This window comes from Janthinobacterium sp. CG_23.3 (genome assembly GCF_046115965.1).
GTDB lineage: Bacteria > Pseudomonadota > Gammaproteobacteria > Burkholderiales > Burkholderiaceae_D > Janthinobacterium.
Genome location: NZ_JBJXIB010000043.1, coordinates 1 through 25,466, shown reverse-complemented (window position 1 = coordinate 25,466; position 25,466 = coordinate 1). Strand labels below are relative to the sequence as shown.

Below are 25,466 nucleotides of genomic sequence, written 5' to 3'. Positions count from 1 at the left end.
AACGAGCGGCATCGATTGCAACTGCAAAAGGGAAAATGCGATGGAAGATCATAAATCAACACATGTAGGATTTCTTTTCGATAAACCGCTGCGGCATTGGTGGGGGACACTGGAGGAGGACCGTGCCAGCCGGGCCATTTTGCGGCGTTGCGCGACGCTCGACGCGGTTGCGCTGAGCGTCCCTTACCAGCGTTTTTATCGATATATGCTGGGGTGCGGCTGGCCCCCCAACGCGAGGCATGCGGAATTGGACAAGCTGGCCGCGATTGCGGGTTTGCTGGCGCACGTTAAAACAGACGCATCGGAACGCTTGTCCGCCACGATGTCGCCGCTCAACGCCGATCTCTTGGTGTCGGAATTGCGGTTTCGCGATCTGCTGAAAATTGAGACGACGGACGACTTGTTTGTCAGTTTGCGGCGCGCACTGCCGCTGGTAAAGCACACAGCCAACGTGGAGCAACTTGCGCGTGACGTCTACGGCTGGAATGATGAAGTGAAGAAGCAATGGGCCTATAGCTATCGCTGGCCTGCCAAGTAATCAAGCCGACATCTCCAAGCGCCTTACCAACCATTTATAAAGGAAGAATCATGTCCCGTTTCATTCAGTTGCATGTCTTGACCAGCTATCCGCCCTCGAATTTGAACCGCGACGATACAGGGCGCCCAAAAACGGCCGTGGTCGGCGACAGTACCCGTTTGCGCATCTCGTCGCAAAGCCTGAAGCGCGCGTGGCGCACATCGGACGTTTTTCAGGCGGCACTCAAAGGTCACATCGGTACCCGCACGAAGGAAATGGGAATTACCGTATTTGATGCGCTGATTAAAAGCGGCGTGGGTGAAAAGAATGCACGCGACTGGTCGCGATTGATTGCCAGCCAGTTCGGCAAACTGAAGTCGGACAAGAAAACGGCCAACAATGAGGATTTGCATGTCGAGCAATTGGTGCACTTTAACCCGGAGGAAGAAAAGGCCATCGCCGACCTGGTAGCGCGTTTAGGCTCGTCGAACACCGCTCCGAACGAGGACGACCTCAAACTACTGCGCGCGCAGGAGAGCGCAGTGGACATTGCGATGTTTGGCCGCATGCTGGCCAACACGCCAAAGTTTAATACTGAAGCGGCCGTGCAAGTGGCCCATGCGATCACGGTCAACAAGGCTGCGGTCGAGGATGATTACTATACCGCAGTTGACGATTTGAACAACGGCGACACCGATCGCGGCGCAGCGCATATCGGCGAGACCGGATTTGGCGCCGGGGTCTTTTATCTGTACGTGTGCATCAACCGCGAACTGCTGCAAAAAAATCTGGGAGGGGACGATGCGCTGACCCGCAAAAGCCTCGACGCCTTGATTCACGCCATCACGAAAGTGTCGCCGACGGGAAAACAGAACAGTTTTGCGTCGCGTGCCTATGCCGGCTTCGTGCTGGCCGAAAAGGGCGACCAACAGCCGCGCTCGCTGGCCCAGGCGTTCTTGCGGCCAGTCACACCGGACGCCAAGCAGGGCGAAAACACCTTGACCCGCGCGATTGGCGAATTGAGCAAGCGGCGCGACAACTTCGACAAAGTCTACGGCGCCTGCGCTGATCGGAAGTACGAGATCAATGTCGAAACCGGCGATGGCAACCTGCTTGGGTTGGCCGATTTTGCCGCCGGCTGAGTCAAGGAGAGACGCGCATGGACACCTTGATTTTTCAGCTGCAGGCGCCGTTGTCGTCTTGGGGGGACGTGGCGGTGGGCGAGTACCGGCCGACGGCGGACTATCCGAGCCAGTCCGCCATCCACGGCTTGCTTGGCGCGGCCCTGGGCATCGATCGTGACGACGACGAAGCGCAAAGCGCACTGCGAGCCGGTTTTCGGATCGCTGTTGGCGTATTGGATCAAGGTCGCCTGTTGCGCGACTACCATACGTCGCAAGTACCCAGCCGTACCGACCTGAAGAAAAGGCCGCATGCGACCCGCCGCGACGAGTTACTTGTTCCCAAGGAAGACCTCAACACCATTTTGTCCAGCCGCGACTACCGGCAAAATGCGGCGTCGCTGGTAGCCCTTCAACCATTGGGGCCGGCGCCGTATTCGCTGCACGAACTGGCCGCCGCGCTGGCCACGCCGCGGTTCGTCCTGTACCTGGGACGTAAGTCTTGTCCGCCTGCGGCGCCCTTGCACCCCCGCGTGGTAGGTGCGGAGTCGATCCGCGCGGCGTTCGCCACCTATCAAGAGCAGTTGTCGGCCCTGGTCCAACAACACGCGCCGGCATATACCAGCGCTAACGTTACCGCCATTCAGAAAATTGTTTGGGGCGACGACTTTGGCCAAGACGATATGGCGAACGTTGGAGTACCGCGCGACTTTAGCGTCAACCGCAAAGACCAGGTTATTTCGCGCAAGGGCTGGCAATTCGCGGACCGTCGCGAACATATCGCATTGCTTGTGAAGGAATAAAGACCATGTATTTCAGTGTGATTACCCCAGAAGACGACTTGCTGCGGCAGGCGGCCCATGAATTCGTGTTGGCGCCGACGGTGGCGAACAAGGTGACGCCTTATTCCGAGCACCAATGGATGTGGCGGTTTTTTCCCAGCGATGAAGGCCAGTGCCGCGACTTCATTTTTCGACGCGACGACCTCGGCGATACGCCGCGATACTACGTGGTGTCGAAACGACCTCCTGTCGAGTTCAGCTCCGCATGGGCTGTGCGCACGCGCCCGTATGCGCCCGCTTTGGTGGCAGGCCAGCGCCTTGCCTTTCAACTATGCGCGAACCCCGTTGTCAGTAAGAAAAATAGCGCGGGCAAGGTGCAACGGCATGATGTGGTCATGCAACTAAAAAAACAATTGCTGGCGGAGAAAGGATTGGGCAAGTGGTTGGAGTGGAAGCGCGAGGACGATAGACCGGCGCAGTATGAAATGGTCCAGAAAACTTGTTTGGACTGGTTACGCGCGCGAGCGGCTACACATGGTTACGAGGTGGTAAACGCCAGCGTGGAGGCGTATCTGCAACATAAGACTGTGGCTGGCGAGCGCGAGATTCGATTCAGTACCGTCGATTACTCCGGCGAACTTGTTGTGACTGATCCAGAACGCTTCCAGCAGATGCTCATGAGCGGCTTGGGCCACGCGAAGGCTTTCGGCTGCGGCTTGATGTTGGTGCGCAACGCGGAAAGCTAATATGGTGCTGCCGCCACTGAGGCCGATTCCGATTCGGGACAGGTTATCCGTTTTGTTCATTGAACGCTGCCAACTGGACGTGCTCGACGGCGCGTTTGTTTCGGTCGATTCTGGCGGCGTGCGAACCCACATTCCCGTCGGCGGCGTCGTTTGCCTGATGCTTGAGCCGGGCGTGCGCGTGTCGCACGCGGCCTGCGCCTTGGCGGCCAGGGTTGGCACTTTGCTAGTGTGGGTGGGCGAGGGGGGTGTCAGGGTGTATTCGTCCGGGCAACCAGGCGGGGCCAGGGCCGACCGCCTGCTATACCAAGCGCGGCTGGCGCTGGACGACGAGGCGCGGTTGAAGGTTGTGCGGGCCATGTACACCTATCGTTTTGGCGAGGAGCCGCCGTCGCGCCGGAGTGTCGAGCAATTGCGCGGCATTGAGGGCGCAAGGGTGCGCGCGCTGTATCAACACTTGGCAAAACAATACGGGGTGCAATGGATTTCCAGAAACTATGATCGGCAACAGTGGGATGCCGCCGACATTCCTAACCGCTGCCTGTCGGCGGCGACGTCGTGCCTGTACGGCGTAGCCGAGGCGGCGATTCTGGCCGCCGGCTATGCGCCTGCCATTGGCTTTATTCATACCGGTAAACCACTGTCGTTTGCCTACGATATTGCCGATTTGTATAAGTTCGACACGGTCGTCCCGATTGCGTTTCATGTCGCGTCGAAGCCGACGCAACAGCCTGAACGCGAAGTGCGCCATCGGTGCCGGGATGCTTTTCGTCAAAGCAAACTATTGGAGCGCATCATTCCCGATATCGAAACACTGTTGGCACATGGTGGCTTTACCGCACCGGAAGCGCCGGAAGAGTCGGTTGCGCCAGCTATTCCAAACGCGGAAAGTATTGGTGATGTTGGTCATCGTTCTTGAAAATGCGCCACCGCGCTTGCGTGGCCGGCTCGCGATCTGGCTGCTAGAAGTGCGCGCTGGCGTCTACGTCGGCAATTATTCGCGTAAAGTGCGGGAAAATATTTGGGCGCAGGTGGAGGCCGGTATCGAGGATGGCAATGCGGTCATCGCGTGGCGGGCCAGTACGGACGCGGGTTTTGATTTCCTGACGCTCGGAAGCAATCGGCGCATGCCGGTTGAACTTGATGGCGCTAAGTTGGTGTCGTTTTTGCCGTTAAATGTCGACGGGCAGGAGTGAAAATGTCGCGTGAATGGTTTCGTTTTAATGGTTTTGTAATTTTTATATAGATGTATTGATAATATTTCAAGATAATGGTTTCTTTAAGCCATTTAAGTTGCTTGTTATTTAACAATTTATTTTGGCATAAAATTCGGTGGAATTTAGGGGTGCTGTTTACTCTTTATGAATCAATGGTTTATAGTTGGTGTGTTCCCCGCGCTCGCGGGGATGAACCGGAAAAATCGAGTCGCTAGGAGTCGGCGCGCACGTGTTCCCCGCGCTCGCGGGGATGAACCGTCTTATAAATTCGTTTTAAAGAGCGATGTCGGGTGTTCCCCGCGCTCGCGGGGATGAACCGATCGGCTAGCGCTGACGACCCGTGATACACAAGTGTTCCCCGCGCTCGCGGGGATGAACCGTGGATTCGGGCGAGGGATTCAATAGCAGGCCAGTGTTCCCCGCGCTCGCGGGGATGAACCGATCGTAGCCTTTTTGCTTCCACGTCTGCTCAAGTGTTCCCCGCGCTCGCGGGGATGAACCGTTTCGCCGGCCTGTTCAACAACAGCTCCACCAGTGTTCCCCGCGCTCGCGGGGATGAACCGGTTTCGCCGGCCTGTTCAACAACAGCTCCACCGTGTTCCCCGCGCTCGCGGGGATGAACCGAAAATTATGTTCGCGGCGTCCTGCTCAATCGAGTGTTCCCCGCGCTCGCGGGGATGAACCGCGCCACCAGGCTGCGCCAGCGCCGCAGTAGTAGTGTTCCCCGCGCTCGCGGGGATGAACCGTTTTACATTAACGAGTCGCCGAATGATGGCCTGTGTTCCCCGCGCTCGCGGGGATGAACCGTCGGCGAGGGCTGATCGCGCTGAGACGAAGAAGTGTTCCCCGCGCTCGCGGGGATGAACCGTCCGATATGGACGCGGCCTACAATCGCGGGCTGTGTTCCCCGCGCTCGCGGGGATGAACCGGTCGTAGCCTTTTTGCTTCCACGTCTGCTCAAGTGTTCCCCGCGCTCGCGGGGATGAACCGAGGCTACCGTTGTCGGCGCGCTGTATTGGCTGGTGTTCCCCGCGCTCGCGGGGATGAACCGCAGGGGTCACAAAAGCGATCAACGATACCGCAGTGTTCCCCGCGCTCGCGGGGATGAACCGAAATACGTGCCGAAATACGTTTCGGTAAATCCGTGTTCCCCGCGCTCGCGGGGATGAACCGATCGCAGGATAGTGGCGTCCCGACCCTCCCCGGTGTTCCCCGCGCTCGCGGGGATGAACCGAACATTCGCCGGCGATTCGATTTTAGGCTGCTGTGTTCCCCGCGCTCGCGGGGATGAACCGGCCGTATGGGGAGGGCGCGGCTCGGGCAAATCGTGTTCCCCGCGCTCGCGGGGATGAACCGGTCACATTTGGTACATCCTGACATTCCCATCCGTGTTCCCCGCGCTCGCGGGGATGAACCGCTTACCGCTTCGTTCGTGCGGTTCCGTCAACGGTGTTCCCCGCGCTCGCGGGGATGAACCGATCAAGTGACGATCAAAGATGGTTCCGTGGCAGTGTTCCCCGCGCTCGCGGGGATGAACCGGTGTACATGGTTTTCCTATCGGTTATGGTTGGGTGTTCCCCGCGCTCGCGGGGATGAACCGCCAGGCCCAATCCGCCCCACAGGGTAACTACCGTGTTCCCCGCGCTCGCGGGGATGAACCGTAGGCATGCACAAATGCCCGGTATGCGGATTCGTGTTCCCCGCGCTCGCGGGGATGAACCGGCAGCATGAAGCCGCGCACAATCGAAGCGGCAGTGTTCCCCGCGCTCGCGGGGATGAACCGCAATGACTGAGAACCTAGCTAGTGCCGCGAGCAGTGTTCCCCGCGCTCGCGGGGATGAACCGCGCATGGACGGTCGCCTACGCTCCGTTATCGCGTGTTCCCCGCGCTCGCGGGGATGAACCGGAATCCGAGTTTTTCAGGGAAATCAACTTGCAGTGTTCCCCGCGCTCGCGGGGATGAACCGCCTTGCACTTGGCGCTCATGGCTCGCCTGCCCGTGTTCCCCGCGCTCGCGGGGATGAACCGGATCCTCGAAGCGACTTGTACGATGCCAGAAAGTGTTCCCCGCGCTCGCGGGGATGAACCGAGGTCCGCGATTACATGGACGCCCGCCAGCAGGTGTTCCCCGCGCTCGCGGGGATGAACCGATCGTCAGCGCCGCCGATGGCCAGCTTATCCCGTGTTCCCCGCGCTCGCGGGGATGAACCGGCGTGTGTGCCGTGGTAGTGAGGCTCACGGTTGTGTTCCCCGCGCTCGCGGGGATGAACCGCACTCCAACAAACAACGAAGGGAAGAAAAATGAGTGTTCCCCGCGCTCGCGGGGATGAACCGTGCTGGCAGATGGCATCAAGCGCCCAGCCCCAGTGTTCCCCGCGCTCGCGGGGATGAACCGCCACTGCCGGCTGTGAGGCGCGGCAGTTATCCGTGTTCCCCGCGCTCGCGGGGATGAACCGCGTTGGGCTGATAGGGAAGCCAGTCGGGTGCGGTGTTCCCCGCGCTCGCGGGGATGAACCGTTTCAATGGTGACAATTCGTCCTTCGGATTCCGTGTTCCCCGCGCTCGCGGGGATGAACCGCTCTCGAGGCGACATTTTCCAAGCTCGGCGACGTGTTCCCCGCGCTCGCGGGGATGAACCGATTGAAGCTAGGACTGTAGCGCCTTGAGTTTGGTGTTCCCCGCGCTCGCGGGGATGAACCGGCAACGTCATCGTTACGACATTGAACCCAGACGTGTTCCCCGCGCTCGCGGGGATGAACCGTTCGGCGCGTCCGGGATCACCCCGACATCGAACGTGTTCCCCGCGCTCGCGGGGATGAACCGTTTGTAGCGCTCACCTGCTGCATCGCAGTGCGGTGTTCCCCGCGCTCGCGGGGATGAACCGACCCAGGCGCTGATCGGACAGTCCAGCGGCAAGTGTTCCCCGCGCTCGCGGGGATGAACCGGGGGTTAAGTGGACGTATGCCTCCCTGGTCATGTGTTCCCCGCGCTCGCGGGGATGAACCGCTGGTCAATCGTCAGGAAAGAACGCGGCCTGGGTGTTCCCCGCGCTCGCGGGGATGAACCGGCGTTGCCGGTTTCGATGCGGCTGATGTCCTCGTGTTCCCCGCGCTCGCGGGGATGAACCAGCACCAGCCAGTCTCCCCCGGCCGTCGCGGCCGTGTTCCCCGCGCTCGCGGGGATGAACCGTGGCCGCCTGCTACGTGCGCGCCTGCTGGGCTGTGTTCCCCGCGCTCGCGGGGATGAACCCAGACGACCGGATCGGACAAGAAGATGGCAGAAGTGTTCCCCGCGCTCGCGGGGATGAACCGCGCTCTTGGCGTTTTCCACCGACTCGCGGGCAGTGTTCCCCGCGCTCGCGGGGATGAACCGCACTCCGCGGCTTCGTCAAAAGTGAGTTCTTCGTGTTCCCCGCGCTCGCGGGGATGAACCGGTGGCGGGCAACCTGAGCTGTAATCCATGCATGTGTTCCCCGCGCTCGCGGGGATGAACCGAATCGGGTGATCTTTCATGCCGCCCACCAAAGGTGTTCCCCGCGCTCGCGGGGATGAACCGGGGCGCGTGCGCAAGTGCACAATCTGCCGGGCGTGTTCCCCGCGCTCGCGGGGATGAACCGACGCGTGACCTGTTGCAATCGGCAATTCTCGGGTGTTCCCCGCGCTCGCGGGGATGAACCGCCGCAGCCCTTGCCGCTGTAACTGGTGTTAACGTGTTCCCCGCGCTCGCGGGGATGAACCGCATCAGCCGGCCTCGTGCGACACTGCCAGCCAGTGTTCCCCGCGCTCGCGGGGATGAACCGTCTGAGGCGCTGGTGCCGGCGCGCACGCCGTTGTGTTCCCCGCGCTCGCGGGGATGAACCGACTGGCGCCACAGTTCCAGCCCTCCAGTTGTAGTGTTCCCCGCGCTCGCGGGGATGAACCGGCATCCACGGCGCTTGGCGACGGCGTTGCGCAGTGTTCCCCGCGCTCGCGGGGATGAACCGTCCCTTGGACTTGCCCGCAACACTTCTGGGAGGTGTTCCCCGCGCTCGCGGGGATGAACCGGCTGCGATTTCAAACGCACACGACAAGCTGTCGTGTTCCCCGCGCTCGCGGGGATGAACCGGTCCGGGTGTATGCACATAGTCGGCAACTGGAGTGTTCCCCGCGCTCGCGGGGATGAACCGTTGCGCATGCAAAGCGCACCGCCTCAGCAACCGTGTTCCCCGCGCTCGCGGGGATGAACCGTTTGCGACTGCTTCGGCGCTTTCGCAGCCTGGGTGTTCCCCGCGCTCGCGGGGATGAACCGTCCGTGAATCACGTATGGCGGCGTCAGACGGAGTGTTCCCCGCGCTCGCGGGGATGAACCGATACTTGTGGACCTTGGTGCGCATCACGCGCTGTGTTCCCCGCGCTCGCGGGGATGAACCGTCATGGCCGAGGCCAAGAACGAGGACGGCAGCGTGTTCCCCGCGCTCGCGGGGATGAACCGGCGCGATGCTGTCGCTATGGGTGGCGCGGGCGGTGTTCCCCGCGCTCGCGGGGATGAACCGCGACAAAAGACGAGCCGAACCCGCTAAACCTGGTGTTCCCCGCGCTCGCGGGGATGAACCGACGGCTATCCGTACGACTCAGCAACGCCGGCTGTGTTCCCCGCGCTCGCGGGGATGAACCGCCGTTGCAAATCAACTAGTTGCGGCAGAATCGGTGTTCCCCGCGCTCGCGGGGATGAACCGCAAAAAGGCTACGACCTTGAGGTAGGCAAGGCGTGTTCCCCGCGCTCGCGGGGATGAACCGGCCGACGTGATCCTGAAAGCGGCGCGCGCCGGGTGTTCCCCGCGCTCGCGGGGATGAACCGCAGCGCGAACAGGGATTGCGTGGCCTGCTTGCGTGTTCCCCGCGCTCGCGGGGATGAACCGTGCCAAAGGATATGCTGGAAGCGATAAGGGAAGTGTTCCCCGCGCTCGCGGGGATGAACCGGCTGCACCATAGGTGGTTGCCAGCATATAGGTGTGTTCCCCGCGCTCGCGGGGATGAACCGCTAGCGGGCTAACCCAAAAAGCCGCAGCTGAGGTGTGCCCCGCGCTCGCGGGGATGAACCGACGCACCGAACCGTGTTCGGCAGGTACTTCGAGTGTTCCCCGCGCTCGCGGGGATGAACCGGCTTTGTTAAGGCTGCGTCTGATGGTGGTGGGGTGTTCCCCGCGCTCGCGGGGATGAACCGACGCAGCCCAGAAGGCCGCCGACGCGCCAACCGTGTTCCCCGCGCTCGCGGGGATGAACCGGCGACCGGCAAGACGGCCGAGCCGCACCAGGCGTGTTCCCCGCGCTCGCGGGGATGAACCGGTAGTTGCACGGAGGCGCAAGATTGGAGCGCCGTGTTCCCCGCGCTCGCGGGGAAGAACCGATGGACCGGATGGGCTTGACGCCCGTCGAGTAGTGTTCCCCGCGCTCGCGGGGATGAACCGCGCGGGCAAGCGCCTGCTGTGCTGTGCAACACGTGTTCCCCGCGCTCGCGGGGATGAACCGTCCTCAGATATGGTGCCAGGCAATTAGGATTCGTGTTCCCCGCGCTCGCGGGGATGAACCGTTGGTCCTCCTGGCAGCCAGCGCGCCGATTTTGTGTTCCCCGCGCTCGCGGGGATGAACCGGAATTGCACATGGTCAGCCACATCGATCCAGCGTGTTCCCCGCGCTCGCGGGGATGAACCGGCCAATGGTTTCTTGAACATCAAGCTGTTCGAGTGTTCCCCGCGCTCGCGGGGATGAACCGGCGCAATGGGCAGACACGGCCACGTTCACCCGGTGTTCCCCGCGCTCGCGGGGATGAACCGACAGCCACATGATTTAGTGGCTCCGCGAGATAGTGTTCCCCGCGCTCGCGGGGATGAACCGACCGCAAAGGGGCGCGTGCGCCGTTGCCAAATGTGTTCCCCGCGCTCGCGGGGATGAACCGCGATAGCGTACAACCGCGCCTTGGTCGTGACTGTGTTCCCCGCGCTCGCGGGGATGAACCGATGCAGATGCCCCGTGCTGATCGGCTTAATCAGTGTTCCCCGCGCTCGCGGGGATGAACCGTCCCAGTTCGATTGCGTCCAGACGCTGACATAGTGTTCCCCGCGCTCGCGGGGATGAACCGCCATTCAACGCGCTCAATCCCAATGCGCCGGAGTGTTCCCCGCGCTCGCGGGGATGAACCGGCGGCACAGCAGCCGGATTAGCTATCCATGTAGTGTTCCCCGCGCTCGCGGGGATGAACCGACCAGCTTATCCAGTTGGGTGACGAAACGTTGGTGTTCCCCGCGCTCGCGGGGATGAACCGTGTTCCGTGCGCCCATTCTGCGTCCAGTTCTTGTGTTCCCCGCGCTCGCGGGGATGAACCGTGTAAGGCTTGCGGCGACACGGGAAGCAGCTCGTGTTCCCCGCGCTCGCGGGGATGAACCGCTGTGTCCATGACCGCGCCGGCACTCGCGGCAGTGTTCCCCGCGCTCGCGGGGATGAACCTATTTGATCGTCGCTGCAACTGGCTCGACCGGGGTGTTCCCCGCGCTCGCGGGGATGAACCGAGGGCGGCAAGATGGAATTCATGTTCGGGAAAGTGTTCCCCGCGCTCGCGGGGATGAACCGCGCGAAGGCGTAGTCTATCTGGCCAAGGACGGGTGTTCCCCGCGCTCGCGGGGATGAACCGTGGCGCACATGAGCGGGGCCATCAACGATATCGTGTTCCCCGCGCTCGCGGGGATGAACCGGAATGGGACGCTCGCCGCGCCTGCTACGCCTGGTGTTCCCCGCGCTCGCGGGGATGAACCGGCGCGTGCGGGTGCTGCTATATCCACAATATCGTGTTCCCCGCGCTCGCGGGGATGAACCGCAAGGCAACCGTGTCCGAACGATTTTCCAAACGTGTTCCCCGCGCTCGCGGGGATGAACCGCCGGTCAGCTTGTACATCGTCACCACACCAACGTGTTCCCCGCCGTTTGGTTTTGGGGCGAACGGCGCGCATAAGCTGTGTTCCCCGCGCTCGCCGGGATGAGCCGACTTTGTTGCCCCCGGCCCAGCGTCGTCGGCGGTGTTCCCCGCGCTCGTGGGGATGAACCGGTCCGCATACGGGGCGTATTCCCGAGCGTGTCGTATTCCCCGCAGATTGGCGCCGCTGGTTCTAACTGGGCCGCCGGCAACTGGGCGGCGCGGACTTTGCGCTTAGCGTGCGTTTTCCGCGCCAAACTGGACTTAGCGCCGGCGCACGCATTCGAGGTAGGCGGCGCCGTCCGGCGGCAGGCCGGCGCGCTGCGAGTTCCAGATCATCTGGCCCAGGCATTCCATCATCTGGTGGTGCGCCGCGTGTTCGGAGTCGAGCCGCTGCGTCAGGCTTTGGCTGGCCGCGCGGACGCCGCTCGGGCGGTCCACCGCGATTTGCTCGGCGATGGTCAGGTGCATCGACAAGTGCAGGAAGGGGTTGGCTTGGCCGCCGTCGACCGAGTAGTCGCGCGCCAACGCCGCGTCGACGTCGCCCAGATCGCTTTCGTATTCGGGGTGCTGGACGATCCAGTCGAGCGCGATTGCTTCGAGCGGACTGAGAATTTCCTTGGCGTGGTGCTTGCGGTAGATGTCGCAGAAGAAACGGCGCACATCGTCGGAGGAGGGAGTAAACATCGTTGGGTCATTGGGCTAATTGGAGCAGCCGACATTGTACCCCCGTGTCGATTATGTGTACTCTGTACAGGAATAAATGTAAAAAACGGGCATCCTTGGATGCCCGTTTTGTTTTGCCGCCGGCCGGCGCCTACTCCTTGTGCTCCGGCGCCAGCAGCGCCGGTTCCGGGGTGGGCTCGGCGGCCGGCTCGGCCACCGCCACCGCCGCCGCCGCCGCCTCGCAGTGCTGCGCTTCGCAGTGCTGCGCCTCGTGCGTGCGCGGCGCGTGCGGCTGGCGCAGGTAGCGCGAGGTGTGCCGGTGCGGCGGCGGGTTGCCGTGCACCGGCCACGTCAGGAAGCGCGACAGTTCTTGCAGCGCCCTCTGGTAGACGTCGCGCTTGAACTCGATGACGACGTCCAGCGGCACCCAGTACTCGTGCCAACGCCAGGCGTCGAACTCCGGGTGGTCGGTCAGGCGCAGGTTGACGTCGTTGTCGCGGGCGCACATACGCAGCAGGAACCAAATCTGCTTTTGCCCCCGGTAGTGGCCGCGGATTTCGCGTTTGATGAAATGGTCCGGCACTTCGTAGCGCAACCAGTCGCGCGTGCGGCCGACAATCTTGACGTGTTCTTGCCTTAGTCCTATCTCCTCTTCCAGTTCACGAAACATGGCCTGTTCGGGGGTTTCCCCGTACTTGATGCCGCCTTGCGGAAACTGCCACGAGTGCTCGCGCACCCGTTTTCCCCACCACACCTCATTTTGGGCGTTTAGCAGGATGATGCCGACGTTGGGCCGGAACCCTTCACGATCGAGCATAGTGCACCTCAAACTTTCTGCGGCCGAGCGTCTTTTTTACATTTTTGCCCACAACTCCGCACGCCGGCAGCGTTTTCGGGGTACGAAAACGGTCGGAGTGGCACCAATTGCACGCATTTGTATAAAGTATGGACGCATCAGCCAGCTAATCCTTTAAAATTAGGTTGATTATAACCCTCTCTTTTTAAAAAGAATTCACCGTTATGCGCGCCTCCCGTTTTTTTATCTCAACGCTCAAAGAAGCCCCATCTGACGCCGAAATCGTCAGCCACCAATTGATGATGCGCGCCGGCATGATCAAGCGCATCGGTTCGGGCATTTACACCTACATGCCGATGGGCCTGCGCGTCATCCGCAAGGTCGAAGCCATCATTCGCGAGGAGATGAACGAGGCCGCCGGCATCGAGCTGCTGATGCCTTTGGTCCAGCCGGCCGAGCTGTGGCAGGAGACCGGGCGCTGGGACAAGATGGGCGCCGAATTGCTGCGCGTGAAAGACCGCCACGGCCGCGACTACGCGATCCAGCCGACGTCGGAAGAGGTTATCACCGACGTGGTGCGCTCCGAGATCAAGTCCTACCGCCAGCTGCCGCTGAATTTTTACCATATCCAGACCAAGTTCCGCGACGAGCGCCGGCCGCGTTTCGGCCTGATGCGCGGGCGCGAATTCACCATGAAGGACGCCTACTCGTTCGACCGCGACGTCGCCGGCCTGCAAGCGTCGTACAAGGTGATGTTCGACGCCTACGTCAAGATCTTCACCCGCTTCGGCCTGAAGTTCCGCGCGGTGGCGGCCGACAACGGCGCCATCGGCGGCTCCGGCTCGCATGAGTTCCACGTCATCGCCAGCACCGGCGAAGACGCCATCGTCTACTGCCCGAGCTCCGACTACGCCGCCAACATGGAGGCGGCCGAGGCGCTGCCGCTGGCCGCCGCGCGCGCCGCGCCGGCGCAGCAGCTGGTCAAGACCTCGACGCCGGGCACGGTCAAGTGCGAAACCGTGGCGGCCCTGCTCGGCCTGAAGCTGGAGCAGACGCTGAAAACCATCGCGCTGACGGTCGACGGCGAGAAGGACGGCAAGGTCGCGAAACAATACTGGATGCTGCTGCTGCGCGGCGACCATGAACTCAACGAAGTCAAGGTCGGCAAGATCGCCGGCCTGGCCGGCCACCGCTTCTCCACCGAGGCCGAGCTGCTGGAAGTGTACGGCACCGTGCCGGGCTACCTGGGGCCGATCGGCACCAAGGCGCCGGTCACCGTGGTTGCCGACCGCACCGTCGCCAACATGAGCGACTTCTGCTGCGGCGCCAACGACGCCGACTTCCACTACACCGGCGCCAACTGGGGCCGCGACATGGCCGAGCCGGCCATTGTCGCCGACTTGCGCAACGTCGTCGAAGGCGACGCCTCGCCGGACGGCCAGGGCGTGCTGGCGATCGAGCGCGGCATCGAAGTGGGCCACGTGTTCCAGCTCGGCACCTCGTATTCGCAGAGCATGAAGGCCACCTTCCTCGACGAAAACGGCAAGCCGGCGCCGCTGCAGATGGGGTGCTACGGCATCGGCGTGACGCGCATCCTGGGCGCGGCGATCGAGCAGAACTTCGACGACAAGGGCATCATCTGGCCGACCGCGATCGCGCCGTTCGAGCTGGTGCTGTGCCCGATGAACTACGACCGCAGCGAACTGGTCAAGGCCGAAACCGACCAGCTGTACGCGGCCCTGCAAGCGGTGGGCGTCGACGTCATCGTCGACGACCGCGGCCTGCGCCCGGGCGCGATGTTCGCCGACTGGGAGTTGATCGGCGTGCCGCACCGCGTCGTCATCGGCGAGCGCGGCCTCAAGGAAGGCAACCTGGAATACCAGGGCCGCCGCGATACCGAGGCCACCGCCGTGGCGCTGGCCGACATCGTCGGCTTCGTCCAGGGCCAGATGCGGAAGTGAGAGCGCTCTCGCTTAGCGGGCGCGGCGCGCCGTGGCGCTGGAGCGGCGCGCTGCTGCTGGCCGCCGGCCTGATGGGCGGCGGCGGCGCGCGCGCCGGCAACCAGAAGGAGGAGGCGCTGGCCGACTCGGTCCGGCTGGCGCTGTCGCACGCGATCAAGGACGACCGCCCGCCGCGGCAGACGTTCAGCGCCGACAAGGACCGCCTGCATTACGAAAACTGGCTGGCGCAGATGTCGCAGCGGCTGGCGCGCAAGCTGCCGGACGCGCAGGTGCGCACCGAGTTCCTGGAGGCGGCCTGGTACGAGGCGCGCCGCGCCGGCCTCGACCCGGCCCTGGTGCTGGGCCTGATCCAGGTTGAATCGGCCTACCGCAAGTACGCGGTGTCGATGGCGGGGGCGCGCGGCTATATGCAGGTGATGCCGTTCTGGACCGGCGTGATCGGCGACAGCGACCGGCGCAAGCTGTTCCACATGCAAACCAATCTGCGCTACGGCTGCGCCATCCTGCGCATGTACGTCGACATGGAGGGCGGCAACCTGTACCTGGCGCTGGGGCGCTATAACGGCAGCCGCGGCCGGCCGGAATACCCGAACGCCGTGCTGACGGCGTGGAAGCGCTGGGAGCTGACGGCGATGTAATGGCGGCGCCGCCAAGAAAACCAGCGGCGCTCTTCGCCGTGGGTCCTAAGTCGGCAAGCGGGGTGTTGGCCGGGCAAAAAAAATGCCCCGATCGCGCTGGCGACAGGGGCACTCCGATCGGCCACCGGAGCCGACCGCGTTCTATTATTTCAAATGATCGGAGATGAGCTTGGTCATTTCAAACATGGACACTTGGGCTTTGCCGCCGAACACAGCTTTGAGCTTGTCGTCGGCATTGATCATGCGGCGGTTCGCCGGATCTTGCAGGTCGAGCTTTTTGATGTAGTCCCACACTTTTTTGGTCACTTCGGTACGCGGCAATGGGTCCGCGCCAACGACGGCGGCCAAGACTGTGGACGGTGTCATCGCTTTCATGAACGCTGCGTTCGGCTTGCGTGGAACTGCCGGTGCCGCCGCTTTTTTCACTGCTGGCTTTGCTGCCGCTTTTGCTGGTGCTGCTTTTTTAACTGCTGCAGGTTTGGCTGCCGCAGCTTCTTTAGCTGGCGCTGCTACTGGGGTTTTTTTGGCTGTTGCCATCTTCGAGCCTCCTTAACGAACACATGGGAAATTGCGCAATTGATCGCACGGCTAATATTGGTGGGGTTTTACCGAGTACGCAAGTGTTTTTCACGTTTTCCCCCGGAAAACATGCCTAAATAGCCTCCCCGGCGCGGCGCCGCACCGCTTCGGGGCGCGGCACCGGCGTTTTGCCCGTAAACACCGGCATTCCCGGGGCTGGCCGACGCCGCGGCGGGCGCGCCGCGGCCGGCGCCGCCCCCCCGTCGAAGCGGGCCTTAGCGCATGCCCGGCATCATGCCCTTCATGCTGCGCATCATTTTCATCATGCCGCCGCCGGACAGCTTCTTCATCATCGACTGCATCTGCTCGAACTGGGTCAGCATGCGGTTCACTTCCTGCACCTGGACGCCGGCGCCGGCGGCGATGCGGCGTTTGCGGGTGGCCTTGATCAGTTCCGGCTTGGCGCGCTCCTGCGGCGTCATCGAATCGATGATGCCGACCATGCGCCGCACCTGCTTGTCGGCCTGGTCCATGTTCTTGCCGCCGGCGGCTTGCTGGAACTGCGCCGGCAGCTTGTCGACCAGGCTGGCCATGCCGCCCATTTTCTTCATCTGCCCCAGTTGCGACTTGAAGTCGTTCATGTCGAACTTGCCGCCGACCTTGATTTTCTGCGCCAGGTCGGCCGCCGCCTTGACGTCGACGCCCTTGCGCGCCTCTTCCACCAGCGCCAGGATGTCGCCCATGCCGAGGATGCGGTTGGCCATGCGGGTGGCGTCGAACGCCTCCAGGCCGTCGAGCTTCTCGGACACGCCGGCGAACTTGATCGGCTTGCCGGTGATGTGGCGCACCGACAGCGCGGCGCCGCCGCGGGCGTCGCCGTCCAACTTGGTGAGCACGATGCCGGTCAGCGGCAGCGCGTCGTTAAAGGCCTTGGCGGTGTTGATGGCGTCCTGGCCCAGCATGGCGTCGACCACGAACAGGGTCTCGATCGGCTTGACGGCGGCGTGCACGGCGGCGATCTCGCGCATCATCTCCTCGTCGATACCGAGGCGGCCGGCGGTGTCGATGATCAGCACGTCGTGGTAGTGCTTCTTGGCCCAGTCCAGCGCGGCCAGCGCGATGTCGACCGGCTTGTCGTCGCTCGACGACGGGAAGAAGTCGGCGCCCACTTGCGCGGTCACCGATTGCAGCTGGGCGATCGCGGCCGGGCGGTAGACGTCGGCCGAGACGGTCAGGACCTTTTTCTTTTTCTCTTCGCGCAGGTACTTCGCCAGTTTGCCGACGGTGGTGGTTTTACCCACGCCCTGCAAACCGGCCATCAGGATGATCGCCGGCGGCTGGCAGGCAAAGCTCAGCTGCGAGGCGTCGGGGCCGAGGTCGGCGCCCATGATGGCGGCCAGCTCGCGCTGCACCACGCCGACCAGGGCCTGGCCCGGCGTGAGCGAACCGACGACGTCCTCGCCCATCGATTTTTCCTTGACCTTGGCGATGAATTCGCGCACGGCGGGCAGGGCGACGTCGGCCTCGAGCAGCGCCAGGCGCACTTCGCGCAGCATCTCGGCGGTGTTGGCTTCGGTCAGGCGCGCCTCGCCGCGCATGGTCTTGACGACCTTGGCGAGCCGCTGGGTAAGATTATCTAGCATGATGAACCTGCAATGTGGAGCTGGGAAGGGCGGCACGGGGCCGGACGTTGGGCGCCATTTTACCCCATCGGGGGCGGCCGCGGCCGCCGGCCCGCGCGCCCCCGCCAGGGCGGCGGCCGGCATTTTTGGCGCCCGCGCCGGCGCGCCGCTCCGACTCCTGCTACCATGGCCGGGCCGGCCCCCGCCGGCGCGTCCCCTACACGAGGCCCAGGACACGCATGAAACCGTTGATTTTTTCCTTGATGCTGGCCTTGGCCGGCGCCGTCCACGGCGCCCCCGTGAGCATGGCGTTCGGCGACAACCTGCCGCCGTATATCATGGCCGAGAGTCATTCGGGCATCGAACTCGACGTCGTGCGCGAGGCGCTGGCCTTGCGCGGCCACGAGCTGCGCCCCCAGTACGGGCCGATGGGCCGCATTCCGTTCAGTTTTATCGAAGGCAAGGTCGACGCGATCATGATGGACGTCGGCGAGGACATGGCGGCGCACGGCGGCCACTACGGCGAGGCGCCGGTGCTGTACGACAACGTCTTGTATACGCTGAAGCGGCGCCAGTTGCGCCTGCGCAAGCCTGCCGACCTGAAGGGGCTGAGCATCATGGCCTTCGTCGGCGCCGCCAAGCGCTACCCCGAATGGCTGCTGCCGCTCAGCCGCACCCCCGAGTACGTCGAGCGCAACAACCAGGCGGTGCAGCCGCTGTTGCTGTCGCTGGGGCGCTACGACGTGGTGCTCAGCGACCGCACCATTTTCCAGTATTTCAGCGCCCTGCAACGGCGCGCCGATCCGCATTTCGTGCTGCCGGCGGTCGAGGAGCATGCGCTGCCGCCGCCCGATCCGCGCGATTACCGTCCGGTGTTCCGCGACGCGGCCGTGCGCGACGACTACAACGCCGGCCTCGAGCAATTGCGCAAGAGCGGTCGCTACAAGGCGATTTACGGCAAATACCTGGAAAAATGAGCGGTGTTGGAAAGCGGCGGCGCCGGCTTGCGCCGCGGCTTTCCATTTGCATAACGCCGAGTCGGCCGAATTGCACGGCATCCGGCCCCGACCTCACCGTTTCATGCGGTTGCGCAATAAAAAAATGTTTCTGACGCGCCAACGCTTGGTATCATCTGCTGGCAATTGCCGTTTATCGCGGGCCGCAACAACACCCTATTCAGGAGAAGTGGATGAGCAAGCATTGGAAGCGGGCCGGCGCGATCGCCGCCGCCGTCGTGGGCATTACGGGCGGGTTGCTGGCGGCCGGCGCCGCGCAGGCCCAGGAAGTGGTACGCCTGGGCAACCTGAAGTTCGCCCACTTCGGCGCCATCTCGTATATCAAGGAAATCGCGCCGAAGTGCGGCATCAAGGTCGAGGAGCACATTTTCGCCAAGGGACTCGACGTGATGCAGGCGATCATCGCCGGTGAACTCGACGTTGGCGCCACCGCGTCCGAGGCGGCCATCTCCGGGCGCGCCGGCGGCGCCGCGATCTTCGTCGTGGCCGGTTTCGCCAAGGGCGGCGCGCGCCTGGTCGGGCGCAGCGACCTGAAAATGCAGTCGGTGAAGGACTTGAAGGGCAAGAAGGTCGGCGTCACCCGCGGCGGCATCCAGGAAGTGCTGCTGCTGGCCGAGCTGGCCCAGCACGGCCTGACGGTGTCGGACCAGCCGGGCAAGGACGTGCAACTGGTGTTTCTCGCCTATGCCGACCTGAACCAGGCGCTGATGGGCAAGAACATCGACGCCATGATGCAGTCCGAGCCGCAATCGTCGCAGGCGCTCAACAAGGGCTTCGGCAAGGAGATGCTGAAGCCCTACGACACGCCGATCGGCGAGCCGGTGCGCACCTTGGTGATGACCGAGAAGTTCTACAGGGAGCGCCGGCCGGCCGCCGAGAAGTTCATGCGCTGCTTCGTCGAGGCCACCAAGGCCTTCATCGACACCCCGGCCGTGGCCGAGAAATACGTGCGCGAGGTGATTTTCAAGGGCCAGATCAGCAAGGACGACTTCGACGACGCCATCAGCAACTCGCCGTACACCTACGACATCACGCCCGAGCACATCCAGACCACCACCGACGTCATGCACAAGACCGGCGTCGGCAAGATGAGCAAGCCGCCGCTGGCGAAGGACTGGGTCAAGACCGACCTGCTGGTTCAGGCCAAGAAAAGCCTGAACGTCAAATAAACCACACGGCGACGGAGGCGGCATGGCTACAAGGGGCGTGGGCGCGCGGCAGTGGCGCGAAATCGGCATCGGCATGGTCGTGCCGGCGGCGGTAATTGGGCTGTGGCAGGTGGTGGCGATGCTGGGCTGGGTCAACCCGCAGGTGCTGCCGTCGCCGCTGGCGGTGCTGCAGCGCTGGATCGCCTACCTGCTGCCGGTGGCGCCATTCGCCGACTACGCCTACACCGGCGCCGGCGCCTGGTTGGGCTGGGCCGTCTCGGGCGAGCTGATCGTCGATTCGCTCGGCAGCCTGTACCGGGTCGCCGCCGGCTTCGTCATCGGCGCCGGCCTGGCCCTGCCGCTCGGGCTGGCGATGGGCGCCAAGCCGCGCGTCTACGCCTGGCTCAATCCGCTGGTGCAGGTGCTGCGGCCGATTCCGCCGATCGCCTACATCCCGCTGTCTATCCTCTGGTTCGGCCTGGGCAACCCGCCGGCGGTGTTCCTGATCGCCCTGGGCGCCTTCTTTCCGGTGCTGATGAACACCGTCGCCGGGGTGCGCCAGGTCGACGGCATCTACCTGCGCGCGGCGCGCAACCTGGGCGCCTCCGGCACCACGCTGTTCGTGCGGGTGATCCTGCCGGCGGCGGTGCCCTACATCCTCTCGGGCGTGCGCATCGGCATCGGCACCGCCTTTATCGTCGTCATCGTCTCCGAGATGATCGCCGTGAACAACGGCCTGGGCTTCCGCATCCTGGAGGCGCGCGAATATTTTTGGTCCGACAAGATCATGGCCGGCATGATCAGCATCGGCCTGCTCGGCCTGGCCATCGACGTCGCCATGAACAAACTGAACAATCATCTGCTGCGCTGGCACCGCGGCATGGAGAACTGATATGAGCGCAGCGCACATCGTCATCAGCCAGGTCAGCAAGGTGTTCCGCACCGACGAACGCGAGCTGGTGGCCCTGAAGGACATCAACCTGGAAATCCCGCGCGGCCAGTTCGTCTGCCTGCTGGGGCCTTCCGGCTGCGGCAAGTCGACGCTGCTCAACGCGGTGGCCGGCTTCGCGCCGCCCAGCGCCGGCGGCATCAGCGCCGACGGCCGCGTGGTCACCGGGCCGGGGCCGGAGCGCGGCATCGTGTTCCAGGAGTACGCGCTGTTCCCCTGGATGACGGTGGCCGAGAACATCGCCTTCGGCCTGGAGATCCAGGGCGCGCCCAAGGCCGAGATCGCCGCCACCGTGGCCAAGCTGCTGCAGATGCTCTCGCTGGGCGACTTCGGCGCGCGCTTCCCGAAGGACCTGTCGGGCGGCATGCGCCAGCGCGTCGCCATCGCCCGCGTGCTGGCGCTGGACTCGCCGATCATGCTGATGGACGAACCCTTCGGCGCGCTGGACGCGCTGACCCGGCGCAACCTGCAGGACGAGCTGCTGCGCATCTGGGCCGAGCTGAAAAAAACCATCCTCTTCGTCACTCACAGCATCGAGGAGGCGCTCTACCTGGCCGACCGCATCGTCGTCATGACCTACCGGCCGGGCACGGTCAAGCGCGACCTGCTGGTCGAGCTGCCGCGCCTGCGCGACCCGGCCTCGGCCGAGTTCAACGCCCTCAAGCGCGAACTGGGCCACCTGGTGATGGAGGAGCAGCAGCGCCACCACAACGACGAACTGCGCCTGGCCACCGTCGATTGAGGTCGGCGGCGCCCTGAACCGGCGCGTTCCCGCCCGCCCCGAACCCCGCGGGCGGCCTATGGTGTAAACTTAAACTTATGCAGACATTCTTTTTTATCGCCGCCGCCTTGTCCTACGCCGTGTGCGCCGTCCTCCCGTCCCGCCAGGGTGCCTGGATTACCGCCGCCACCGGCGTGGCCTGGCTGCTGCACGGCGTCACGCTGGGTGTCGATTTGATCGCGCCGGGCAGCGTGCGCATCGGCTTCTCGGCGATGCTGTCGTCGGCGCTGTGGGTCTCGGTGGGCGCCTACTGGCTGGAGAACCGCAACTTCGCCCTCGACGGCCTGCGCCGCCTGGTCATGCCGAGCGCCGCCGCCGTGCTGCTGCTGGCCTGGGCCTTCCCGGGCAGCCAGGTGCTGTTGGAGGGCAAGTCGTCGATGTTCGGCTGGCATATCGCCGTCGCCATCCTGGCCTACAGCACCTTGACCATCGCCGCCTTCCACGCCGTGCTGATGGCGCTGCAAGAGTCGCGCCTGCACACCCGCGGCGAGCGCATGGGCTTTCTCGGCGCCGCGCTGGACCAGTTGCCGGCCCTGCTGACGATGGAAAAATTGTTGTTCCGCATGATAGGTTTCGGTTTCGGCCTGCTCAGTTTGACCGTGCTGTCGGGCATCGTATTCTCGGAGCAGTTGTTCGGCAAGGCGCTGAACTGGGACCATAAATCGGTGTTCACCCTGTTGTCGTGGCTGCTGTTCGCCGCGCTGCTGGCCGGGCGCCGCTTCCGCGGCTGGCGCGGCAAGACCGCGCTGAGCTTCACCCTGGCCGGTTTCGCCACGCTGGCGCTGGCCTACGTCGGCAGTCGTTTTGTACTGGAAGTGGTTTTGCATCGGGGATTGGCATGACACGTATTCTATTTTGGCTGGCGCTGGCCTTTCTGGTGCTGATGGCGGTGCGCAGCAAGTTGCGCGGCATGCGCCAGCAGGGCGAGCGGGCGCGGCCGCCGGCGGCGCCGGCGCGCGCCGAGGCGCTGGCCGACCCCGAGGCGATGCTGTGCTGCGCCCAGTGCGGCGTGTATTACCCGTCGTCGGAGACGGTGCAGGCCAAGGGGCGCGATTTCTGCAGTCAGGCGCACGCCACCTTTCCCTAGGGCCGGGCCGTGACGACGCGCCTGCGCGGGTGGACGGCGGAGTCGGGCGACACCTTCTGGCGCTCGCTGCAGACGCTGAGCCTGACGCGGATGATGATCGCCAGCGTGCTGCTGGTGTACCTGCTCGTCGGCGGCATCGGCTGGCACGGCGGCGGCCAGTTGGCCTATGGCGAGCTGTGCGCCGCCTACCTGCTGCTGGCGGCCGCCTTCGCGCTGCTGACGCTCTACCGGCGCCAGCGCTTCCTGCTGCAACTGCTGGTGCAACTGGCCGTCGACGTCGGCGTCATTTCGCTGATCTACATGGACGCCGGCGGCGTGCGCAGCGGCCTGGCCATCCTTTACCTGTTCCCGCTGGCCGGCGCGGCGATCCTGGCGCCGTTGCTGCTGGCGCTGTTCAGCGCGGCGCTGGTGACGCTGTTCATGCTGTCCGAAAGCATTTACCAAGTCCTGGCGCTGGAGGGCGAGCGCGGCGTGCTGCAGGCCGGCCTGTACGGCGCCTCCTTCTTCGCCGTGGTACTGCTGGTGAGCCGCCTGGCCGCCAAGCTGATCGGCCAAGAGGCGCTGGCGGCCCAGCGCGGCAACGCGCTGGCGATCCAGCTGGCGATCAACCGCCTGGTCATCGCCGACATGGGCGACGGCGTACTGGTGGTCGGGCGCGACGGCCAAGTCTTCACCGGCAACCCGGCGGCCCTGCAGATGCTGGGCCTGGCCGGGCTGGAGCTGAATTTCCGCCTGGCCGACAGCGCCAGCCTGGGGCCGATCGCCGTGGCCTACGACGACTGGCTGGCCGACGCCGGGCGCAGCACCGTGTACCTCACCGTCAAACCTTATACCGACGCCGCGCTGCAGGGCGTGACGGCGGCCTGGAGCGGGCGGCGCGAGCTGGCCACCCACTTGAAGGCGCGCTTCGCCACCGTCGACACGGCCGGCCTGGCGGCCGAGCGCAGCGTCATCTTCCTGCAGGACGTGACGGCCATCGAAAACCAGGCGCAGCAACTGAAGCTGGCGTCGATGGGCCGCCTTACCGCCAGCATCGCGCACGAGGTGCGCAACCCGCTGTCGGCGATTGGCCACGCCACTGCGCTGCTCAGCGACGACCTGGTCGAGCCGGTCCACCTGCGCCTGCTGCGCATCGTCGGCGACAACGTGGCGCGGGTCAACCGCATGGTCGAGGACATCCTGCAACTGTCGCGTAAGGTCCAGGTGCAGGAGGAGGCGCTGGCGCTGGCGCCCCTGCTGGCCGAACTCATGGCCGAGTTCCAGCAAACCCACGCGCTGGCCGACGCGGTGGTGCGGCTGGACGGCTGCGGCGCCGCCGAGGTGCGCTTCGACCCGCTGCACCTGCGCGAAATCCTGCTCAACCTGCTCAACAACGCGGTACGCTACGCCAGCGGCGGCCCGGGCAGCATCGAACTGTTCGTCGTGCGCGACAAGGCCCGGCGCCTGGAACTGCACGTGCAGGACGACGGCCCGGGCATTTCGCCGGAGGTGCGGGCGCACCTGTTCGAGCCGTTTTACACCACCTCCAGCAAGGGCACCGGCCTGGGCTTGTATCTGGCGCGCGAACTGTGTTTGAATAACGGCGCGCTGCTCGATTACGAGTACCATTTCGCCAGCGGCGGCCGGCGCGCCAGCGGCCGCTTCGTGATCACCTTCGCGGCGCCCCTATGAACCTTGCAGAAAAGGCCGCACCATGAGTTCTCCCCGTATCCTGGTGGTCGACGACGAAGCCGATTTGCGCGAGCTGCTGGAAATCACGCTCGTCAAGATGGGACTCGACGTCGACAGCGCCGATTCGCTGGGGCAGGCGCGCGCCTTCCTGGCGCGCAGCGAGTACGCGCTGGTGCTGACCGACATGCGCCTGCCCGACGGCCTCGGCCTGGAGCTGGTGCGCGAAGTGGCCGGCGCGTATAAGAACACGCCGATCGCCGTGGTGACGGCCTTCGGCAGTACCGACAACGCCGTCGTCGCGCTCAAGGCCGGCGCCTTCGACTACGTCTGCAAGCCGGTGGCGCTGGACCAGCTGCGCCTGCTGGTGCAGTCGGCGCTGGGCTTGAGCGCGCCGGCGCGGCGCCAGGCCGCCAGCGCGGCGGCGCCGGCCTCGCGCCTGAAGGGCGAATCGGCCCAGGTGCAGGCGCTGCGCGCGCAGATCGCCCGGCTGGCGCGCTCGATGGCGCCGATCGCCATCAGCGGCGAGTCCGGCAGCGGCAAGGAGTTGGCGGCGCGCGAGATCCACGCGCAAAGCGCGCGCGCCGAGCAAGCCTTCATCGCCGTCAACTGCGGCGCCATCCCGGAGGCGCTGATGGAGGCCGAGTTCTTCGGCTACCGCAAGGGCGCCTTCACCGGCGCCGTCGACGAGCGCGACGGCTTTTTCCAGGCCGCCCACGGCGGCACGCTGATGCTCGACGAGGTGGCCGACCTGCCGCTGGCGATGCAGGTGAAACTGCTGCGGGCGATCCAGGAACGGCGCGTGCGCAAGATCGGCGCCACCGCCGAGGAGGCGGTCGACGTGCGCATCATCAGCGCGACCCACCAGGACCTGTCCGCGTGCGTGGCGGCGGGGCGCTTCCGGCAAGACCTGTTCTACCGCCTTAACGTGATCGAACTGTGCCTGCCGCCGCTGCGCGAGCGGCTCGACGACCTGGAGGTGCTGACCGAGGCGATCCTGGCGCGCCTGGCCGGCCCCGGCCAGCCGGCGGCGCTGGCGCCGGCGGTGCTGGCGGCGCTGCGCGCCTATTCCTTCCCGGGCAACGTGCGCGAGCTGGAGAACATCCTCGAGCGCGCGCTGGCCTACGCCGACGACGGCGTCATCGGCGTCGGCGACCTGGCGCTGAAGGGCGCCGGCGTACCCGCGCCGGCGCCGGGGGCGGGGAGAGGGTGGTGGGGGGGAGGGGGGTAAGACGAGGGGGGGAGGGGGGTGGGCCTTTTGGGGGGGTAGGGTGGAAAGAGCCGTCCCCT

General features: G+C 64.7%; 19 protein-coding genes, 1 pseudogene and 1 CRISPR repeat array. Of the genes and pseudogenes, 16 read left to right on the top strand and 4 right to left on the bottom strand.

The features are described 5' to 3' along the window. The first annotated feature begins 40 nt into the window (after positions 1–40). Genes casB through cas2e form a run of 6 tightly spaced genes read left to right on the top strand, consistent with a single transcriptional unit; the run spans position 41 to position 4,359 of the window. A complete protein-coding gene (gene casB, locus ACFDR9_RS12290) occupies positions 41–538 on the top strand; it encodes a type I-E CRISPR-associated protein Cse2/CasB (RefSeq protein WP_409031172.1) in 498 nt (165 codons plus the stop codon). Between the two features lie 50 nt (positions 539–588). Continuing rightward, positions 589–1,659: a type I-E CRISPR-associated protein Cas7/Cse4/CasC gene (gene cas7e / locus ACFDR9_RS12285; protein WP_409031171.1), complete on the top strand. Its 1,071-nt coding sequence runs from the start codon at positions 589–591 to the stop codon at positions 1,657–1,659. 17 nt (positions 1,660–1,676) lie between these two features. Then, entirely contained in the window at positions 1,677–2,441 is a 765-nt protein-coding gene (gene cas5e / locus ACFDR9_RS12280; protein ID WP_409031170.1) for a type I-E CRISPR-associated protein Cas5/CasD, read from the top strand. A 5-nt stretch (positions 2,442–2,446) separates the two neighbouring features. Beyond that, positions 2,447–3,166 (top strand): type I-E CRISPR-associated protein Cas6/Cse3/CasE, encoded by a 720-nt coding sequence (cas6e, locus tag ACFDR9_RS12275; RefSeq protein WP_409031169.1) that lies wholly within the window; start codon positions 2,447–2,449, stop codon positions 3,164–3,166. 1 nt (position 3,167) lies between these two features. Beyond that, on the top strand, positions 3,168–4,082 hold the full coding sequence (gene cas1e / locus ACFDR9_RS12270; RefSeq protein WP_409031168.1) for a type I-E CRISPR-associated endonuclease Cas1e: 915 nt from the start codon (positions 3,168–3,170) through the stop codon (positions 4,080–4,082). Next, entirely contained in the window at positions 4,063–4,359 is a 297-nt protein-coding gene (gene cas2e / locus ACFDR9_RS12265; protein ID WP_409031179.1) for a type I-E CRISPR-associated endoribonuclease Cas2e, read from the top strand. Before cas1e ends, cas2e begins: the two co-directional genes overlap by 20 nt. A gap of 189 nt (positions 4,360–4,548) precedes the next feature. Further along, positions 4,549–11,290: a CRISPR direct-repeat array (repeat unit 29 nt; unit sequence GTGTTCCCCGCGCTCGCGGGGATGAACCG). A gap of 299 nt (positions 11,291–11,589) precedes the next feature. Here the strand turns inward: cas2e and ACFDR9_RS12260 are convergent. Beyond that, positions 11,590–12,012 carry a DUF1841 family protein gene (locus ACFDR9_RS12260; RefSeq protein WP_409031167.1) on the bottom strand — a complete coding sequence of 141 codons (423 nt, stop codon included), beginning with the start codon at positions 12,010–12,012 and terminating at the stop codon, positions 11,590–11,592. 130 nt (positions 12,013–12,142) lie between these two features. Further along, the gene (locus ACFDR9_RS12255) at positions 12,143–12,808 is read right to left on the bottom strand and encodes an RNA pyrophosphohydrolase (protein WP_409031166.1); all 666 of its coding nucleotides are present in this window, start codon (positions 12,806–12,808) and stop codon (positions 12,143–12,145) included. Positions 12,809–13,011: 203 nt separating this feature from the next. Between ACFDR9_RS12255 and ACFDR9_RS12250 the strand changes: the two genes are divergently transcribed. Together ACFDR9_RS12250 and ACFDR9_RS12245 are read left to right on the top strand one after the other, a co-directional pair. Then, positions 13,012–14,748 carry a proline--tRNA ligase gene (locus ACFDR9_RS12250; protein ID WP_409031165.1) on the top strand — a complete coding sequence of 579 codons (1,737 nt, stop codon included), beginning with the start codon at positions 13,012–13,014 and terminating at the stop codon, positions 14,746–14,748. A gap of 71 nt (positions 14,749–14,819) precedes the next feature. Continuing rightward, entirely contained in the window at positions 14,820–15,386 is a 567-nt protein-coding gene (locus ACFDR9_RS12245; RefSeq protein WP_051068381.1) for a lytic transglycosylase domain-containing protein, read from the top strand. A 144-nt stretch (positions 15,387–15,530) separates the two neighbouring features. Here the strand turns inward: ACFDR9_RS12245 and ACFDR9_RS12240 are convergent, their stop codons facing one another. Beyond that, positions 15,531–15,923, bottom strand: coding sequence for an SWIB/MDM2 domain-containing protein (locus tag ACFDR9_RS12240; protein ID WP_026133020.1), 393 nt, complete (start codon positions 15,921–15,923; stop codon positions 15,531–15,533). A 257-nt stretch (positions 15,924–16,180) separates the two neighbouring features. After that, positions 16,181–17,548, bottom strand: coding sequence for a signal recognition particle protein (gene ffh / locus ACFDR9_RS12235; protein ID WP_409031164.1), 1,368 nt, complete (start codon positions 17,546–17,548; stop codon positions 16,181–16,183). Positions 17,549–17,766: 218 nt separating this feature from the next. Between ffh and ACFDR9_RS12230 the strand changes: the two genes are divergently transcribed. From ACFDR9_RS12230 to ACFDR9_RS12195, 8 genes and pseudogenes are all read left to right on the top strand, one after another. Further along, positions 17,767–18,504, top strand: coding sequence for an ABC transporter substrate-binding protein (locus ACFDR9_RS12230; protein WP_232429711.1), 738 nt, complete (start codon positions 17,767–17,769; stop codon positions 18,502–18,504). A 212-nt stretch (positions 18,505–18,716) separates the two neighbouring features. Then, positions 18,717–19,712, top strand: a complete 996-nt coding sequence (locus tag ACFDR9_RS12225) for an ABC transporter substrate-binding protein (protein WP_017877349.1) — start codon at positions 18,717–18,719, stop codon at positions 19,710–19,712. A gap of 22 nt (positions 19,713–19,734) precedes the next feature. After that, a complete protein-coding gene (locus ACFDR9_RS12220) occupies positions 19,735–20,583 on the top strand; it encodes an ABC transporter permease (RefSeq protein WP_409031163.1) in 849 nt (282 codons plus the stop codon). Between the two features lies 1 nt (position 20,584). Further along, positions 20,585–21,382: an ABC transporter ATP-binding protein gene (locus tag ACFDR9_RS12215; RefSeq protein ID WP_409031162.1), complete on the top strand. Its 798-nt coding sequence runs from the start codon at positions 20,585–20,587 to the stop codon at positions 21,380–21,382. 77 nt (positions 21,383–21,459) lie between these two features. Next, a complete protein-coding gene (locus ACFDR9_RS12210; RefSeq protein WP_409031161.1) occupies positions 21,460–22,263 on the top strand; it encodes an inner membrane protein YpjD in 804 nt (267 codons plus the stop codon). Further along, a complete protein-coding gene (locus tag ACFDR9_RS12205) occupies positions 22,260–22,508 on the top strand; it encodes a PP0621 family protein (RefSeq protein ID WP_017877345.1) in 249 nt (82 codons plus the stop codon). The genes ACFDR9_RS12210 and ACFDR9_RS12205 overlap by 4 nt, the downstream gene beginning before the upstream one ends. 9 nt (positions 22,509–22,517) lie before the next feature. After that, positions 22,518–24,179, top strand: coding sequence for a sensor histidine kinase (locus ACFDR9_RS12200; protein ID WP_409031160.1), 1,662 nt, complete (start codon positions 22,518–22,520; stop codon positions 24,177–24,179). 22 nt (positions 24,180–24,201) lie between these two features. Continuing rightward, positions 24,202–25,371: pseudogene (locus ACFDR9_RS12195) on the top strand (sigma-54-dependent transcriptional regulator); the annotation flags it as partial. Between the last annotated feature and the right edge of the window lie 95 nt (positions 25,372–25,466).

Coding starts and splice junctions, on each gene's coding strand:
- casB (WP_409031172.1), top strand. CDS start 41: ATGGAAGATCATAAATCAACACATGTAGGATTTCTTTTCGATAAACCG.
- ACFDR9_RS12255 (WP_409031166.1), bottom strand. CDS start 12,808: ATGCTCGATCGTGAAGGGTTCCGGCCCAACGTCGGCATCATCCTGCTA.
- ACFDR9_RS12260 (WP_409031167.1), bottom strand. CDS start 12,012: ATGTTTACTCCCTCCTCCGACGATGTGCGCCGTTTCTTCTGCGACATC.
- ffh (WP_409031164.1), bottom strand. CDS start 17,548: ATGCTAGATAATCTTACCCAGCGGCTCGCCAAGGTCGTCAAGACCATG.
- ACFDR9_RS12250 (WP_409031165.1), top strand. CDS start 13,012: ATGCGCGCCTCCCGTTTTTTTATCTCAACGCTCAAAGAAGCCCCATCT.
- ACFDR9_RS12210 (WP_409031161.1), top strand. CDS start 21,460: ATGCAGACATTCTTTTTTATCGCCGCCGCCTTGTCCTACGCCGTGTGC.
- cas5e (WP_409031170.1), top strand. CDS start 1,677: ATGGACACCTTGATTTTTCAGCTGCAGGCGCCGTTGTCGTCTTGGGGG.
- cas6e (WP_409031169.1), top strand. CDS start 2,447: ATGTATTTCAGTGTGATTACCCCAGAAGACGACTTGCTGCGGCAGGCG.
- cas7e (WP_409031171.1), top strand. CDS start 589: ATGTCCCGTTTCATTCAGTTGCATGTCTTGACCAGCTATCCGCCCTCG.
- cas2e (WP_409031179.1), top strand. CDS start 4,063: ATGTTGGTCATCGTTCTTGAAAATGCGCCACCGCGCTTGCGTGGCCGG.
- ACFDR9_RS12240 (WP_026133020.1), bottom strand. CDS start 15,923: ATGGCAACAGCCAAAAAAACCCCAGTAGCAGCGCCAGCTAAAGAAGCT.
- ACFDR9_RS12220 (WP_409031163.1), top strand. CDS start 19,735: ATGGCTACAAGGGGCGTGGGCGCGCGGCAGTGGCGCGAAATCGGCATC.
- cas1e (WP_409031168.1), top strand. CDS start 3,168: ATGGTGCTGCCGCCACTGAGGCCGATTCCGATTCGGGACAGGTTATCC.
- ACFDR9_RS12245 (WP_051068381.1), top strand. CDS start 14,820: ATGGGCGGCGGCGGCGCGCGCGCCGGCAACCAGAAGGAGGAGGCGCTG.
- ACFDR9_RS12215 (WP_409031162.1), top strand. CDS start 20,585: ATGAGCGCAGCGCACATCGTCATCAGCCAGGTCAGCAAGGTGTTCCGC.
- ACFDR9_RS12225 (WP_017877349.1), top strand. CDS start 18,717: ATGAGCAAGCATTGGAAGCGGGCCGGCGCGATCGCCGCCGCCGTCGTG.
- ACFDR9_RS12230 (WP_232429711.1), top strand. CDS start 17,767: ATGAAACCGTTGATTTTTTCCTTGATGCTGGCCTTGGCCGGCGCCGTC.
- ACFDR9_RS12205 (WP_017877345.1), top strand. CDS start 22,260: ATGACACGTATTCTATTTTGGCTGGCGCTGGCCTTTCTGGTGCTGATG.